Genomic DNA, 16,335 nt, shown 5'->3' on the forward strand with positions numbered 1-16,335 from the left:
CACTACCTTCTTGCACACGAGACCGCGGGTGCAGCGCGCACCCGGCATTCCCTGCGCCCTCTGATTTCGAGGCGCAAGGCATTTTCCTGGCAAACCTCGGGCGCACGGCGCCGCGAGAACGCGGCGGCATGTCTAAAGCGCTTCCGTCTCACATGCGCCAGCACATTTTTCTTCTCCCCTCCCCCCGCGAAGCGGCGGGGAGGGGTCGGGGGTGGGGGGTCTCTCCGGTTCAACCGGCATGATTGTCGACACTTTGGACCGGCATGATCCCCGACAGTTTGGGTTGAGCGGCCTGTTCACCCGGGTCGCGGAGCCGCTCACGAAGCGGAGCGAACCGGGTGAACAGGCCGCGGCGATCGATGAGGCCGATGTCCAGATCGCAGAAGCGCACGATGTGGTCACCGGTCTGGAGCTCAGCAACGCCAACAAGTTCATCCACCAGCGCTTCACCGATGAATACAAACTCGCCTTTCCATTTGATCTCGCCGTTGCCGCGGACGCGACGGACCTGATGATCGGCGTCGTACCAGGGATCTTCCGCGCGCGGCGGCATGGTGCGCGGGGAGCGGCTGTAGAACTCTGCCGGCGGCCGTTGGTCCAGCGCTTCGTGCGGACGTTCCTCGTTGTAATGCTTTCGGAACATGTCAAAGCGGGCCTGCTGCTCGGGTGCGTTGCTGGCTGGCGGGACCGAGGTCTGTGCCTTCAGCGTGCGGTGCATGCGCTCGTGTCGGCCATTCTCCTGCGGCGAGGCGGGATGGATGAAGTGCGGTGTGATGCCGAGCTTCATCCACCAGGCCGACAGCCGGGTGAGACCGCCCGGGCCACGCGAGCCGAACGGCGAACCATTGTCGCAGCGGATCGCAAGCGGCAGGCCATGCTCACGGAAAGCCCGTTCAAAACAGGGGCGAACGCCCTCAATAGTGGGGGCGACAATGCGGAGTTCGATCAGAAAACGGCTGTGACTGTCTGCTACCGTCAAGGGATCGATCCGCCGCTGGTCGCGGGTGCGAAACCAGCCCTTGAAGTCCGTACTCCACTCATCATTGGCGCTCGTCACCGGCGTGCAGGGCCGCCGCTGGTCGAGCGGGCGACGGCGCCGCTTCACCGGCGAGACCAAGCCTGCGCGCTTGAGAATGTCCCCGATCGTCGAGGCGGCAGGCCAGGCGATCTCGGGGGCATCCCGATCAAGCACCGCCAACAGCTTGCGCGGCCCCAGATACGGAAATCGCCGCCGCGCCGCGATCACCTTCTCTGCAATCGCACCGTTCGTGGTCTGCCAACACTGCAAGGGCGCATGCGAGCGGTCCTGAAACCAGGCCGGATCGCCGCTCTCTTTCCGCTTGCGCCATTCGTAAAACGTGTCGCGGCAAATCCCGTAGCGCCGGCACACCTCCGATACGCTCCAGTTCCCGCTCTCGTACTCCAAAAACATCCGAATACGCTCTTCCATCCGACCGGTCTCTCTAAATGGCATCGAAGGGTCCTCCCTCCGGCGCATTCTGAAACCTGTCGGGAATCATCCCGGTCTAAAATGTCGGGAATCTATCCGGTCCGTACCGTTTGCCGCGCTACCCCCCACCCCCGACCCCTCCCCACCACGCGCAAGGGCGCGTGGAGGGAGGGGAGTGGAGCATCGCCAAGCGATGCCGCTCGAAGGATGAAGCATTAGAGGTGACACCTCGGAATAGGATGACAGCGGTGATTGTGATGAGGGCTCCCGTCGAGTCACTCCCCATTCCAGCCGCACGCCCTGAGCCGCTCGTGCAAATGTGGCGGCGCCGGCGCGATCACGCGCACGGGGTCCTTGTTTTTGGAAATCGGGATCACGATCTCGCGGGAATGCAGATGCAGGCGCGGCTCACCGAAACGCGGGCCATTGCCATAGATGTTGTCACCAACGATCGGCCAGCCCGCCGCGGCCGAATGAACGCGCAATTGATGGGTACGTCCGGTGACGGGTTCCAGCGCCAGCCAGCTCAGGCCATCGCCGCGCCCCAGCACTTTCCAGTTGGTGACCGCAGTCTGGCCGTCCGGATCCGGCTTCTGCCACCAGCCGCGTTCGGCGTTGAGCCGGCCGAGCGGCATGTCGATGGTGCCTTCGTCCTCGACCGGGCCGCCTTCGACCACCGCCCAATAGGTTTTTGCAATTTTGCCATGTTTGAACAACAGGCCGAGCGACGCCGTCGCCTTGCGGTGGCGGCCGAGCACAAGGCAGCCGGAGGTATCGCGGTCGAGCCGGTGGGCGAGCACCGGTGGCCGCGGCAACCCGAACCGCAGCGCATCGAAAGAGGATTCCAGATTGGCGCCGCCCTTGGGGCCGCGATGCACCGGCAGCCCCGCCGGCTTGTCGATCACCAGCATCAACCCGTCGCGATGGAGCACGCGAGCGAGGATTTCATCCGCGGTCAGCTCGGGAACTTCAGTCGATCGGTCGAGACTTTCGCTCATGGCCTGAAACCGCTAACACGTCCGGCATGAGCGATACCACTCCGGAAAAACCAAAACTGAGCTGGTGGCGGCGGCTGTCCGACGGCCTGAAGCGCACCTCGAGTTCGCTGGGTTCGGCGGTGGCCGATCTCGTCACCAAGCGCAAGCTCGACCGCGCGATGCTCGAGGATATCGAGGACGTGCTGCTGCGCGCCGATTTGGGAACCGAGGTGGCCGCGCGCATCTCGGCAGCGGTAGGCGTCGGCCGCTACGACAAGGCGATCTCGGCGGATGACGTCAAAACCGTGGTCGCAACCGAAGTCGAGAAGGTGCTGGTTCCGGTGGCGAAACCGCTGGTGATCGATGCGGCGCAAAAGCCGTTCGTCATTCTCGTGGTCGGCGTCAACGGTTCCGGCAAGACCACCACCATAGGCAAGCTTGCGGCCAGGCTTTCGGCCGAAGGCCGCAAGGTGATGCTGGCCGCCGGCGATACCTTTCGCGCGGCCGCCATCGAGCAGTTGAAGATCTGGGGCGAGCGCACCAAATCGCCGGTCATAGCGGGCGCGCAGGGCTCGGATTCAGCGAGCCTTGCCTTCAATGCGCTGACCGCGGCGCGGGAGGGCAAGCTCGACGTGCTGCTGGTCGACACCGCGGGCCGCCTGCAGAACAAGGCCGAACTGATGAACGAACTTGAGAAGGTCGTTCGGGTCATCCGGAAGGTCGATGCGTCGGCGCCACATGCGGTGCTGCTCGTGTTGGACGCCACGGTGGGACAAAATGCGCTGTCGCAGGTCGAGGCGTTTCATCGTACCGCAGGGGTCACCGGCCTGGTGATGACAAAACTCGACGGCACCGCGCGCGGCGGCATCCTGGTGGCTTTGGCTGAAAAGTTCAAACTGCCGGTGCACTTCATCGGCGTCGGCGAGGGCATCGACGATCTCGCGCCGTTCACAGCGCGGGATTTCGCGCAGGCGATCGCGGGGATTGAATAGGCTTCATCCTTCGAGACGCGCGCAACAGCGCGCTCCCTGGGGATGAGGGAGAGACCAACTGGATATCCTCATCCTGAGGAGGCGCGAAGCGCCGTCTCGAAGGATGGGGATGCGATGAATCGATGGAATGAAGCATGGACAAAACCACCCCGCATCCGCTGTTCAAGCTCGCGACCGAACTCGGTCCGCTGGTGGTGTTTTTCGTCGCCAATGCCAAATTCCACCTGTTCGTGGCCACCGGCGCGTTCATGGTGGCGATCGTGGCCGCGATGCTCGCGTCTTACGTGGTGACGCGGCATGTCCCGATCATGGCGCTGGTCACCGGCGTCGTCGTGCTGGTGTTCGGCACGTTGACGCTGGTGCTGCATGACGAAACCTTCATCAAGGTCAAGCCCACCATCATCTACGGCCTGTTCGCCGCGGTGCTCGGCGGCGGCCTGCTGGTCGGCCGCTCCTTCATCGCGGTCATGTTCGACCAGATGTTCAACCTCACGCCGCAGGGCTGGCGCGTCCTGACCTTGCGCTGGGCGCTGTTCTTTTTCGCGATGGCGATCCTGAACGAAATCGTCTGGCGCACCCAGACCACCGATTTCTGGGTCGCGTTCAAGGCGTTCGGCGTGATCCCCCTGACGATGGGTTTTGCGATCACCCAGATGCCGCTGATCAAGCGCTATCACCTGGAGCCGGCCTCGCTGGAGGCAAGCGAAGCCGAGGCGGGCGACGTGAGCAAGGGGTGAGGTTGCTGCTGCCGCATCGGCGGTTTCTCCCTCTCCCGCTTGCGGCGCTCCACTCCCTCGCCCCGCGCTTGCGGGGAGAGGGTCGGGGTGAGGGGCTCTACCCGCGCATTCGGCCTGCACGGTGCAGCGTCCGGGGCAGCAGGCCGCCGCTCACTTCTGCTTGGCGATGATCTTGTCCTTGATGCCGTCATAGGTTTTTTGCGGCACGACGTTCTTGCTCACCAGATCATCCTTGCCCTTGTACGGGCGGCCCTTGATGATCGCGGCGGAATAGGCCTTGCCGATTCCCGGCAGCGCGTCGAGTTCGTCGGCGCTCGCGGAATTGATGTCGAGCAGATCGGATTTGGCGGCCGGCGCCATCTTCGATGCCGGAGCCATCTTGTCGGATTTGGCGCCAGGCTGCGCGGTCTGTGCGATCGACGGCGAAGCCGTCAGCAAACCCAGGGCGAGCGCAGCCGCGGCAAGTGAAGCGAGCGTGAAATGACGCATGGGTGTATTCCTCCATGAACGGGTTAAGTAACGCGATCAGGCTAGCTGTGCATTCGTGGCGGCGCGATGGCCGTGGAATGAACGGCAGATAAAAGCGCGGGATTTATTTGGGCGATGTCATTCCGGGGCATCGCGGAGCGATGAAACCGGAATCTCGAGAATCCAGGTTGGCGCTGAGGCGCGCCCCGGAATGAATATCGCGAACTACGACCCCGCCTTCAGCGCCTTGTCGATCTCGGGCTTGAGGACGGTGTCGATATTCTCTGATGTCACCGGACCGACCAACTTGTAGACGATGGTGCCTTGGCGCCCGACGATGAAGGTCTCCGGCACGCCATAGACACCCCATTCGATCGCGGCGCGGCCGTTGCCGTCGACGCCGACGATGCCGTAGGGATTGCCATAGCGGCCGAGAAAGCGCCGGGCATTATCGGGGGCGTCCTTGTAGTTGATGCCGATCAGCTGCAGCCGCTTGTCGCGGCCAAGCTGGGTCAGGAGCGGCGCTTCGTCGTGGCACGGCACGCACCACGACGCCCACACGTTGACGACGCTGACCTTGCCCTTGAACACGGCCGGATCGAGCCCGGGCACCTGCGCGCCATTATTGGCAAGGCCCTCGAGCTGCGGCAGCGCGGTCTGCGGCGCCGGGTGGCCGATCAGCGCTGAGGGAATTCGCGACGGATCGCCGTCGCCGAGTCGAAACCAGAACAGCGCGGCCAGTGCTGCGAATGCGACCAGCGGCAGCGCCATCAGCCAGGATCGGCGAGGCGGGGTTGCGTTCGTTGTCGGTGCGCCTGTTGAAGACTCGTTCATCGGATCTCCGCCGCGCTGCGCCCTGAGCGCCTGATAACACCCGCCGCATCGAGTTCGCGCAGACGCATCGTCTGGCGGCGATAGTCGGTCGCGATCCAGGCAATGAGGATCAGCACCACGGCGGCCACCAGCAGATAGGACGTCGCGATAAAGGACGCATAGGGACCGAGCGACATCGCGGTCACGCCGAACGCTGGCTGGCTTGCATCATCTGCAAGGCGCGCACCCGGCGGCGCAGGATTTCGTTGCGCATCGCCGCCAGGTGCAGCGTGAGGAACAGCAGCGAGAACGCCAGCGCCATCATCAGCAGCGGAATCAAAAAGGCGCGATCGAGCGTCGGTCCGCCCATCCGCAGTACCGACGCCGGCTGATGCAGCGTATTCCACCAGTCCACCGAGAATTTGATGATCGGCAGGTTGATGGCGCCGACCAGCGTCAGGATCGCCGCGGCACGCGCGGCTCGCGAGGGATCTTCGACCGCGCGCCACAGCGCGATCAGGCCGAGATACATCAGAAACAGGATCAGTACCGAGGTGAGCCGCGCATCCCATTCCCAATAGGTGCCCCACATCGGCCGGCCCCACAGCGAGCCCGTCACCAGCGCGAGAAACGTGAACGCCGCGCCGATCGGGGCGGCGGCCTTGGCGGCGACGTCCGCCAGCGGATGCCGCCACACCAGTGTGCCGAGTGCCGCGAGGCTCATCACACCCCAGACGAACATCGAAAGCCACGCATTCGGCACATGGATGAACATGATCTTGACCGTGGCGCCCTGCTGATAGTCGTCGGGCGCCATGGCCGATTGATAGAGCCCGATCGCCAGCAGGATGGCGGTCAAGCCCGCAAGCCATGGCAATATTCGCGCGGTCAGCGTCAGGAACCGGGTGGGATTGGCGAGATCGATCAGCGTCATGGCATCCTGTTAATGGTCGCGACCGTCACAGGCAATCAGCCTGAGGGTTCTCCGCGAGAGTTGATTGGAATCAGGCCGGGAGGGCGCTCCTGTCTGCGGCCGCTGGCCGATGACCGCCGGTGCGAATGCCCTCGCGGCAGGACCGGTCACCCCGGCCGGTCCCGGCGCCGTATCCCCGGAACAGCAATTGTCCACCGGAAGTATGGACGGGGGCTGCTATCGCATTGCTCCCGCACCATTCTCGGTGTGGCGGTGCCATTGGAAAGATTCTATAAGCCGGAACCTGGCGCAGCACACAATCCGCGGCTGCAGACTATCGGCCAAACCTCGCTGACGGTGTTTTGATACCCTTTGCCGGGTATAACGATGAATTGGGATTGTCTCACATGACCTCGCTCGACAGCTTCAAATGCCGGAAGACCCTCAAGGTCGGTGGCAAGTCCTACGTCTATTACAGCCTGCCCACCGCCGAGAAAAACGGTCTGAAGGGAATTTCGAAGCTTCCCTATTCGATGAAGGTGCTGCTGGAAAACCTGCTGCGCAATGAAGACGACCGCACCGTCAAAAAAGACGACATCCTCGCCGTCGCGAAGTGGCTGAAAAAGCGCGCGCTTGAACATGAAATCGCATTCCGCCCGGCGCGGGTGCTGATGCAGGATTTCACCGGCGTGCCGGCGGTGGTCGACCTCGCCGCGATGCGCAATGCCATGCAGGCGCTCGGCGGCGATGCTGAAAAGATCAATCCGCTGGTGCCGGTCGATCTCGTCATCGACCACAGCGTGATCGTGAACTTCTTCGGCGACAACAAGGCGTTCGCCAAGAACGTGGTCGAGGAATACAAGCAGAATCAGGAGCGCTACGAATTCCTGAAATGGGGCCAGAAGGCGTTCTCGAATTTCTCGGTGGTGCCGCCCGGCACCGGCATCTGCCATCAGGTCAATCTCGAATATCTCGCGCAGACGGTGTGGACCCGCAAGGAGAAGATGACGGTCGGCAAGAAGACCGGCACTTTCGAGGTCGCGTATCCGGATTCGCTGGTCGGAACTGATTCGCACACCACCATGGTCAACGGTCTTGCCGTGCTGGGCTGGGGCGTCGGCGGCATCGAGGCGGAAGCCGCGATGCTCGGCCAGCCGTTGTCGATGCTGCTGCCGGAAGTGGTCGGCTTCAAGCTCAAGGGGCAGCTCAAGGAAGGTGTCACTGCCACCGATCTGGTGCTGACGGTGACGCAGATGCTGCGCAAGCAGGGCGTGGTCGGAAAATTCGTCGAGTTTTTCGGCCCCGGGCTGGATTATCTCTCGGTGGCGGACAAGGCGACCATCGGCAACATGGCGCCTGAATACGGTGCCACCTGCGGCTTCTTCCCGGTCGATGCCGAGACCATCGATTATCTCAAGACCTCGGGCCGCAAATCCGACCGGGTCGCGCTGGTCGTTGCCTACGCCAAGGCGCAGGGCCTGTTCCGCATCGCCAAGTCGCCCGATCCGGTGTTCACGGAAACGCTGACGCTCGACCTCGGCGACGTCGTGCCCTCGATGGCCGGACCGAAGCGCCCGGAAGGCCGGGTCGCGCTGCCCGGGGTCGCGGAAGGTTTTGCCGCGGCGATGAGCAGCGAATACAAGAAAGCCGCCGATGTGTCGAAGCGCTATGCGGTCGAGAACCGCAATTTCGATCTCGGCCATGGCGACGTGGTGATTGCGGCGATCACCTCATGCACCAACACTTCCAATCCAAGCGTGCTGATCGGCGCCGGACTGTTGGCGCGCAACGCCGCCGCTAGGGGCCTCACCGCAAAGCCCTGGGTCAAGACGTCGCTGGCGCCCGGCAGCCAGGTGGTCGCGGAATATCTTTCCAATTCCGGACTGCAGCTCGACCTCGACAAGGTCGGCTTCAACCTGATCGGCTTCGGCTGCACCACCTGCATCGGCAACTCCGGACCGCTGCCGGAGGAGATTTCAAAGTCGATCAACGACAACGGCATCATCGGCGCCGCCGTGTTGTCGGGCAATCGCAATTTCGAAGGCCGCGTCAGCCCGGACGTGCAGGCCAACTATCTGGCCTCGCCGCCGCTGGTGGTGGCCTATGCGCTGGCGGGTACGGTGACGAAGAATCTGGCCGTTGAGCCGATCGCCAACGGCAAGGACGGCAAGCCGGTCTATTTGAAGGACATCTGGCCGACGACCAAGGAGATCAACGCCTTCATGAAAAAGTTCGTGACCGCGGCGATCTTCAAGAAGCGCTACGCCGATGTGTTCAAGGGGGACACCAACTGGCGCAAGATCAAGACCGTCGAGAGCGAAACCTATCGCTGGAACATGAGTTCGACCTACGTTCAGAACCCGCCCTATTTCGAAGGCATGAAGAAAGAGCCGGAGCCGATCGTCGATGTCGTCGACGCGCGGATCCTGGCGATGTTCGGCGACAAGATCACCACCGACCACATCTCGCCGGCCGGCGCGATCAAGCTGACATCGCCCGCCGGAAAATATCTGTCGGAACATCAGGTGCGCCCGGCCGATTTCAATCAATACGGCACGAGGCGCGGCAACCATGAAATCATGATGCGCGGCACCTTCGCCAACATCCGCATCAAGAACTTCATGCTGAAGGGCGCCGACGGCAATATTCCGGAAGGCGGCCTGACCAAGCATTGGCCCGACGGCGAGCAGATGTCGATCTACGATGCCGCCATGAAATATCAGGCCGAAAAAGTGCCGCTGGTGGTATTTGCCGGCGCCGAATACGGCAACGGTTCGTCGCGGGACTGGGCCGCGAAGGGAACGCGCCTGCTCGGCGTTCGCGCCGTGATCTGCCAGAGCTTCGAGCGTATCCATCGCTCCAATCTGGTCGGCATGGGCGTGCTGCCGCTGACCTTCGAGGACGGAGCTTCGTGGTCGTCGCTCGGGCTGAAGGGCGATGAGACCGTAACGATACGGGGATTGCAGGGCGATCTGAAACCGCGCCAGAAGCTGACGGCGGAAATCGTGTCGGGCGACGGCTCGCTGCGGCGCGTTTCGCTGCTGTGCAGGATCGATACGCTCGACGAACTCGAATATTATCGAAATGGCGGCATTTTGCACTACGTCCTGCGCAAGCTGGCGGCATGATGCGAGTCGTGATCGATGCCTCACTGCGAAGTGAGTAGCGAGTCGGGGGGAGGCGGCCTATGAAGGGCCGCCTTCCTGCGTTCGGAGGCGGGGTCGGCCAAGCGCCGTAACTTAACGTGTTAACGGCGGCGATGCGGGTGGTTCTCTCGGTTGGCAGTATGGCAGCGATGATGGCCTATAATTGTATTTCGCGATGGTCGGGGGCGCTCGGCGTCTGTGCGATTATAGCGGTTATCCGTCCGGCTCACGCCGATCCGCGCGCAGTGGTGGAGTTGTTCACCTCGCAGGGATGCTCCTCGTGCCCGCCCGCCGACAAGATCATCGGCGAACTGGCCAAGGATCCCTCGGTGATCGCGCTCAGCATGCCGATCGACTACTGGGATTACCTTGGCTGGAAGGACACGCTGGCGGATGCACGGTTCAGCGCCCGGCAAAAAGCTTACTCCCAGATGCGTGGCGATCGCGAGGTCTATACGCCTCAAGTCGTCGTCAATGGATCCGTGCATGTGGTCGGTAGCGATCGCGCCGGCATCGAAAGCGCGATCAGCACCACCAAGAAGCACGATGGCGTGATGTCGGTGCCGGTGACGATGACGCAGTCCGGCAGGCAGATCAACGTTTCGGTCGCCGCCTCGACCAGGGGGCCCGCCGTGTCGCATGGCGAAGTCTGGATCTGCTCGATCTCGAAAGCGGTGCCGATTTCGATCGGGCGCGGCGAGAATCGCGGTCGCGAACTCACCTACTACAACGTAGTGCGTAACCTGCTCAAGGTGGGCGACTGGAACGGCACTCCCGGCAGCTGGAGTGTACCGCTGGAAAATCTTTCCCGCGATGGCGTCGATGGCGCGGTGGTCTATGTCCAGGACGGCAACCGCGACAAGCCTGGCCCGATGCTAGGGGCGGCGTACACGTCGCTGCATTAGATTCCGCCCTCTTCTTTTTCTCGTTCCCCGATGTGCGATTGCACATCCGAGGATGCGCCGCCTGGCACAGGCCGGGAATCCATCGCCCCACGACCGGGAGCGTGATTCGATTCCGGGTTCGCGGTAACGCGCGCTCGGCGCGGTATCTTGGCGCGTCGAGGAATGACGGTCTCCCCCAAAAGAAAAAGGACCAACTTTCGTTGGCCCAGTATGGGGATAAACTACCTGCGAACAGGCCCGATCCCGACGACCCCGGGGGGCTGGGGGCTGAGGAATCCGGAACCGAAAGGACCGGGCCAACGCAGGCTTTTCTTGTCGCAATCCAGCAGGGCGGTCGATGGGCGGAAGTGGGGCGGTATTATGATTCCTCTAACGATCCCGTGACGGGGTATTTCTGGCCGGAACCCGCGGAGCGATCCGTCCCCATGCGAATTCTGTCACCACGGCCCTCTTGCAGCGGTCCGCTGTTGGCGCGATCATGTCGGCATCATGACATGCTTGGGAATGAGATGCCCGAGATCACAGGAGGCGCTCCATGAGTTCGATGTCGGAGGAAGTCGACCCAAGCGAGGCTCGCGCAGCGGCGCGCAACGCTGCTGCGGGTCCTTTGCCTGGCCGGGTGACATTCAATCGTCTGGAACTCAACCGCATCCTGAATCTGTACGGACGCATGGTCGCCGAGGGCGAGTGGCGTGACTATGCCATCGACTTCCTTAAGGACCGTGCGGTGTTTTCGGTGTTTCGCCGCGCTTCCGAAGTGCCGATCTATCGCATCGAAAAAGATCCGCGGCTCGCGCGCAAGCAGGGCATCTACAGCGTGATCTCTGCGACCGGACTGATCCTGCGCCGCGGCCACGAACTCGACCGCGTGCTGCTGGTGATCGACCGCAAGCTGGCGGTGGTTTAGCGCGCTTCGCTACGACGTGGCCGGCAACGTCGTGGCGCCCTCGCCGAGCGCGCGCTGCATCATCACGGTGTCGAGCCAGCGGCCGAACTTGAAGCCGACATTGGGATGGGTCCCGATCATCTGGAAGCCGCACCGGGTGTGCACGCCGATCGATCCGGCATTGGCCGAATCGCCGATCACCGCGATCATCTGCCGATAGCCGCGCTGCTCCGATGCGGCGACCAGCTTTTGCAGCAACTGCAGGCCTACCCCGCGCCGATGAATCGCCGGCTGCAGATAGACCGAATTCTCCACCGTGAAACGATAGGCCGGCCGCGGCCGGTAGGCGCCCGCATAGGCATACCCCACCACGCGGCCTTCGAGCGCGGCGACAAGATAGGGAAAGCCGCCGTCACTCAATACGCTAAAGCGCCGCGTCATCTCGGCGAGATCAGGCGGAACCAGCTCGAACGTCGCGGTGCCGTAACGAACCGCGTGCTCGTAAATTTCGGTGATGAAGGGCAGGTCGGCCGCGGTAGCGGGCCTGATTTCGGGCGAGGACATGGCGGGGAGATTATTTTTGCTTTCAGCAAAAGAAAAGCCCCGGCCGTGAGGCCGGGGCTCGAATTCTTACGCTGACGGAAGCGGTCAGTCGCGCTGGCCGAGCAGTTGCAGCAGCAGCGTGAACAGGTTGATGAAGTTCAAATACAGCGACAGCGCGCCGATGATGGAAGCGCGTTCGGCCACATCGCCGCCCTGGGAGGCGTAGCCGTAGATGTAGTCGTTCTTCAGCCGCTGGGTGTCGTAGGCGGTGAGACCGGCGAACACCAGCACGCCGATCACCGACACCAGGAATTGCAGCATCGTGCTGGCGAGGAAGATATTGACCAGGCTGGCGATGATGATGCCGAACAGGCCCATGATCAGGAACGATCCCATGCCGGTCATGTCACGCTTGGTGGTGTACCCGTAAAGGCTCAGCGCGCCGAAGGTGGCCGCGGTGATGAAGAACACCCGCACGATCGAGGTGTGGGTATACACCAGGAAGATCGATGACATCGAAACGCCCATCAGCGCCGAGAACACCCAGAACAGCATCTGGGCCGTTGCCGGGCGCAGCCGGTTGATGCCGGCCGAGATCGCGAACACCATGGCAAGCGGTGCCAGGATGAACAGCCATTTCAGAGGGCTGACATACATCGCGTAGCCGAACGGCGTCAGGAACGCATTGCCGATCTTGGCCGCGGCACCGGAAGGATCGGTGGTCACCGCCGCCATGTAGATGCCGAGCGCCGCCAAGCCGGTAATGGCCAGCCCAATGCTCATGTAGTTGTAGATGCGCAGCATGTAGGCGCGCAGACCGGCATCGACGGTCGCGGCGTCAACGCGCCCGGCGGCCCGGCCGAAGGGTGAGGTATAGTTACGGTCTAGGTCCGACATGGTCGAATTCCCGTTGGTTGCCCGGCAGGGCGCAAGGGTTTGCGGAGCCGGTAAAGAAATCTATCTCAGATACCGCCGTTTGCTGACATTAATTTTGTGTCATCAAACCGGCCTCTGGCCTGATTGGTATGTGGGAAACTAGCACATTCACCGCAAGCTTCCATGCGCGGCTGAATGTCGCTCCGAAGGCCGGATTTCGGGCAAAAGCGGATAGCTGCCGTGAACGCCTGGAGACCGGAATTGGCGCGTATTCCGCTGATGGCGCTGCACCAATTTGTCATAAATTGCGCAATACGGAGGCCGGCTTCTGGTTCAGCGCCAGCAGCGTACCGGCGAGCCCCAGTCCTACCGTGACGAGCAGGGCTGCGGCGACCACGGCCGCGGCACTCCCGGCCTGCCAGATGAAGCTCAGCGTCATCAGCCGGGTCACGATCAGCCAGGCCGCGATGGAGCCCGCGATCACGCCGAAAACGGCGGTGGCAAAGCCGATCATCAGATATTCCAGCGCATAGGCGCCGAGCAGCCGTGCGCGGGTGGCACCGAGGGTTTTGAGAATGACGGCGTCGTAGACCCGGTGGCGATGCCCTGCGGCGAGCGCCCCGCCCAGTACCAGGATGGCCGAGATCAGCGTGACCGCGCTGGCGCCGCGGATCGCCAGCACCAGGTTGGTGACCACGGTGCCGATGGTCTCCAGCGCCTCGCGGACCCGCACGCTCGTCACCATCGGGAAGGCATCGGCCACGGATTTGACGATTCGGGCGTCGCCGCCGGGGTCCGGATGGGTCTCGGTCAGTGTTGCGATATGGGTGTGCGGCGCGCCTCTGAAGGCGTTGGGCGAGAACACCAGCACGAAATTGATGCCGAGCCCCTGCCAGTCGATGGTGCGCAGATTGCCGATGGTGGCCGATATATCGCGGCCCAGCACGTTGACGACGATTTCGTCCCCGATCTTGAGTCCGAGCCCGTCGGCGATCTTCTTCTCCATCGAAACCAGCGGCGGTCCGATATAGCCGGGGCCCCACCATTTGCCTTCGACGATCTTCGAGCCCTTCGGGATTTCGCCGGTATAGGTCAGGCCGCGGTCGCTTTGCAGCACCCACTCGGCGTCGGCTGAAGCCTTGAGGTCGTCCGCCTTGACGCCGCGGGCCGCGACGATGCGCCCGCGCAGCATCGGTACGTCCTCGACGGTCGATTGCGGCGCGGTTGCCTTGAGAAACGTGCCGAAGCGGTCGGCTTCGGTCGAGGGAATGTCGATGAAATAGAACGACGGCGCACGATCCGGCAGTGCCGCCAGGAATTGACGCCGCAGATTGCCGTCGATCTGGGTGATCGTCACCAGCACGGCCAGACCGAGGCCCAGCGACATCACCACCGAGGGGGTCAGCGCGCCCGGCCGGTAGATATTGGCGATCGCCAGCCGCAGCATGGTGAAGCGGGTCCGGGGCAGGCGGCGCGCCAGCGCCATCAGGGCGGCGGCGATGCCGCGCAACAGCGCGAAAACCAGTATCGAGGATGCGACGAACACGGCCGCGACGCGCTTGTCGTAGGCGAGCCCGATCACGACGGCGATCAGTAGCGCGATCACCACCGCCATCAGGGCGAGATAGCGCCAGCGCGGCCGATGCCATTGGCTGGTCACCGCTTCGCGGAACAGCGCCGCCACCGGCACGTCATGGACGCGGCCGAGCGGCCACAGTCCGAAAGCGAGCGCGGTCAAGAGGCCGTATAGGAGCGACAAAGCGAGTTCGCCGGGATGTAGCGCCGGCACCACCGGCAGCGGCAGCAACTCGCCGAACACGCCAACGATGATGAACGGCAGCGCTGCGCCGGCGGCAAGCCCGATCACCGAACCTATTCCCGCGAGCACGATCACCTGGGTGAGATAGATCGCAAAGACATCGCGGCTGTTGGCGCCGAGCGCCTTGAAGGTGGCGATGACGTCGCGGCGGCGATCGATGTGGCTTTTGACCGCGTTGGCGACACCGACGCCGCCGACCAGCAGCGCGGCGAGGCCGACCAGCGTGAGAAATTGTGTGAAGCGGCTGATGGTGCGCTCAAGCTGTGGCGAAGCATTGGCACGGGTGCGAATCTCCCAGCCGGCTTCCGGCAAAGCCGTTCGCGTATCGTCGGTCAGCTTGGCCACGGCGCGATCGTCGGCCGCGTTGTCCGGCAGTTTGACCCGATAGATCCAACGCACCAGGCTGCCCGGCTGCAGCAGCCCGGTCGCGCGCAAGCCGGCTTCGCTGACCAGGAACCGCGGGCCGAGGCCAAGGCCGCCGGCGAGTCTGTCCGGCTCGGCGTCGACCACGCTGCGGATTTGAAAGGTCGCGCCGCCGAGGGTGACGCGGTCGCCGATCTTGAGATCGAGCCGCGCCAGCAGGGTCGAATCGACCGCCGCACCGAAGGCGCCGTCACGCTCGGCCAAAAGATCAGCCATCGGCATGTTCGGATCGAGCTTCAACTCACCCAGCGTCGGGTAGCTGCCGTCCACCGCCTTGAGTTCGACGAGGGCGAGCCGACCGTCGGACGTGCGCGCCATGGCGCGCAAGGTCGCCGCGACAGATACTTTGCCGCGGGAGCGGAGAAATGCGACTTCATCCGGTTTGGCTTCGCGCTGGATCAGGGAGAAGGCCGCATCGCCCCCAAGCAGCGTGCGGCCCTCGCGCGCCAGTCCCTCGCCAAGGCTCGCCGCGACCGAGCCGACGCCGGCAATCGCCATGACGCCGAGCGCGATGCAGGCGATGAAAACGTAAAAGCCGCGCAAGCCCCCGCGTAATTCCCGCAAGGCGTAGCGCAGCGGCAGCGATGCGGGGCGGCCGCCATCAACGGGCTCGGACGCGATGGTCATGAAGCGGCTTTGCGATCTGCAAGGGATCCATCGATCCGGCCCGAGCGCAGCCGCACCACGCGATCGCAGCGCTGTGCCAGCGAGGTGTCATGGGTCACCAGCACCAGGGTCATGCCGCGCTCGGCATGTTTGGTGAACAGGAGGTCCACGATCTGCTTGCCGGTGGCTTCATCGAGATTGCCGGTGGGCTCATCGGCCACCAGGATCGCGGGATCAGGTGCCAGCGCGCGCGCCAGCGCGACGCGCTGTTGCTCGCCGCCGGACAATTGCGTGGGATAATGATGCAGGCGGTCGCCGAGACCGACCGAAGTCAGTTCCTGCGCCGCGCGCCGCGACGCGTCGGGATTGCCGGCCAGTTCCAGCGGCACCGCGACATTTTCTAGCGCCGTCATGGTCGGAATCAGATGAAACGACTGGAATACGATGCCGACCTGGCGGCCGCGAAAGCGCGCCAGCGCGTCCTCGTCGAGGGCATTGAAAGGGGTGCCGTTGACCACCACCTCTCCGCTGTCGGGACGCTCCAGTCCCGCCATCACCATCAGCAAGGTGGATTTCCCCGAGCCTGACGGCCCGATCAGGCCGATCGCTTCGCCGGAGGCGACACGCAGGCTGATATCCTTAAGAATGTGAACGCGCGCGGCGCCCGCGCCGAGCGAGAGATTGACGTTCGAGATGGCGATGGTGTCCGGCTCGACGCCGGCCAGTGATGAGGGTTCGATGAGACTGTCCATGGCTCGGTCATATGGCACTTTCGGCAGTT

15 protein-coding genes are annotated in these 16,335 nt (G+C 63.6%); 5 read left to right on the top strand and 10 right to left on the bottom strand.

All coding sequences use genetic code 11. The features are described 5' to 3' along the window. Positions 1-229: 229 nt before the first annotated feature. Positions 230-1,450 (bottom strand): integrase core domain-containing protein, encoded by a 1,221-nt coding sequence (locus B5527_RS42105; RefSeq protein WP_245332352.1) that lies wholly within the window; start codon positions 1,448-1,450, stop codon positions 230-232. A gap of 275 nt (positions 1,451-1,725) precedes the next feature. Next, positions 1,726-2,448: an RluA family pseudouridine synthase gene (locus B5527_RS42110; protein WP_079606756.1), complete on the bottom strand. Its 723-nt coding sequence runs from the start codon at positions 2,446-2,448 to the stop codon at positions 1,726-1,728. 26 nt (positions 2,449-2,474) lie between these two features. Here B5527_RS42110 and ftsY point away from each other — a divergent pair, with 26 nt between their 5' ends. Both ftsY and B5527_RS42120 read left to right on the top strand, forming a co-directional pair. After that, positions 2,475-3,419, top strand: coding sequence for a signal recognition particle-docking protein FtsY (ftsY, locus tag B5527_RS42115; RefSeq protein ID WP_079606757.1), 945 nt, complete (start codon positions 2,475-2,477; stop codon positions 3,417-3,419). 134 nt (positions 3,420-3,553) lie between these two features. Beyond that, positions 3,554-4,156, top strand: coding sequence for a septation protein A (locus tag B5527_RS42120; RefSeq protein ID WP_079606758.1), 603 nt, complete (start codon positions 3,554-3,556; stop codon positions 4,154-4,156). A gap of 150 nt (positions 4,157-4,306) precedes the next feature. On the opposite strand, the gene B5527_RS42125 is transcribed toward B5527_RS42120, so the two are convergent. The 4 genes from B5527_RS42125 to B5527_RS42140 form a co-directional block, all read right to left on the bottom strand. After that, the gene (locus B5527_RS42125; protein WP_079606759.1) at positions 4,307-4,645 is read right to left on the bottom strand and encodes a ComEA family DNA-binding protein; all 339 of its coding nucleotides are present in this window, start codon (positions 4,643-4,645) and stop codon (positions 4,307-4,309) included. 204 nt (positions 4,646-4,849) lie between these two features. Beyond that, positions 4,850-5,458, bottom strand: coding sequence for a DsbE family thiol:disulfide interchange protein (locus tag B5527_RS42130; protein ID WP_079606760.1), 609 nt, complete (start codon positions 5,456-5,458; stop codon positions 4,850-4,852). Further along, entirely contained in the window at positions 5,455-5,634 is a 180-nt protein-coding gene (ccmD, locus tag B5527_RS42135; protein ID WP_079607910.1) for a heme exporter protein CcmD, read from the bottom strand. The genes B5527_RS42130 and ccmD overlap by 4 nt, the downstream gene beginning before the upstream one ends. 5 nt (positions 5,635-5,639) lie before the next feature. Then, the gene (locus B5527_RS42140) at positions 5,640-6,371 is read right to left on the bottom strand and encodes a heme ABC transporter permease (protein WP_079606761.1); all 732 of its coding nucleotides are present in this window, start codon (positions 6,369-6,371) and stop codon (positions 5,640-5,642) included. A 386-nt stretch (positions 6,372-6,757) separates the two neighbouring features. Here B5527_RS42140 and acnA point away from each other — a divergent pair, with 386 nt between their 5' ends. The 3 genes from acnA (at position 6,758) to B5527_RS42155 (ending at position 11,308) form a co-directional block, all read left to right on the top strand. Continuing rightward, entirely contained in the window at positions 6,758-9,478 is a 2,721-nt protein-coding gene (gene acnA / locus B5527_RS42145) for an aconitate hydratase AcnA (RefSeq protein ID WP_079606762.1), read from the top strand. 158 nt (positions 9,479-9,636) lie between these two features. Continuing rightward, positions 9,637-10,401, top strand: coding sequence for a DUF1223 domain-containing protein (locus tag B5527_RS42150; protein ID WP_079606763.1), 765 nt, complete (start codon positions 9,637-9,639; stop codon positions 10,399-10,401). A 535-nt stretch (positions 10,402-10,936) separates the two neighbouring features. Next, positions 10,937-11,308, top strand: a complete 372-nt coding sequence (locus tag B5527_RS42155; RefSeq protein ID WP_079606764.1) for a DUF2794 domain-containing protein — start codon at positions 10,937-10,939, stop codon at positions 11,306-11,308. A gap of 9 nt (positions 11,309-11,317) precedes the next feature. Here B5527_RS42155 and B5527_RS42160 read toward each other — a convergent pair whose 3' ends face one another. From B5527_RS42160 to B5527_RS42175, 4 genes are all read right to left on the bottom strand, one after another. After that, positions 11,318-11,851, bottom strand: coding sequence for a GNAT family N-acetyltransferase (locus tag B5527_RS42160; RefSeq protein ID WP_079606765.1), 534 nt, complete (start codon positions 11,849-11,851; stop codon positions 11,318-11,320). Between the two features lie 84 nt (positions 11,852-11,935). Further along, positions 11,936-12,727 carry a Bax inhibitor-1/YccA family protein gene (locus tag B5527_RS42165; RefSeq protein ID WP_079606766.1) on the bottom strand — a complete coding sequence of 264 codons (792 nt, stop codon included), beginning with the start codon at positions 12,725-12,727 and terminating at the stop codon, positions 11,936-11,938. Between the two features lie 277 nt (positions 12,728-13,004). After that, on the bottom strand, positions 13,005-15,575 hold the full coding sequence (locus B5527_RS42170) for an ABC transporter permease (protein WP_079606767.1): 2,571 nt from the start codon (positions 15,573-15,575) through the stop codon (positions 13,005-13,007). Continuing rightward, positions 15,572-16,306, bottom strand: a complete 735-nt coding sequence (locus tag B5527_RS42175; RefSeq protein ID WP_079606768.1) for an ABC transporter ATP-binding protein — start codon at positions 16,304-16,306, stop codon at positions 15,572-15,574. Before B5527_RS42175 ends, B5527_RS42170 begins: the two co-directional genes overlap by 4 nt. Positions 16,307-16,335 lie beyond the last annotated feature (29 nt).

Origin of the sequence: Bradyrhizobium erythrophlei (genome assembly GCF_900129425.1) — a bacterium.
GTDB lineage: Bacteria > Pseudomonadota > Alphaproteobacteria > Rhizobiales > Xanthobacteraceae > Bradyrhizobium > Bradyrhizobium erythrophlei_C.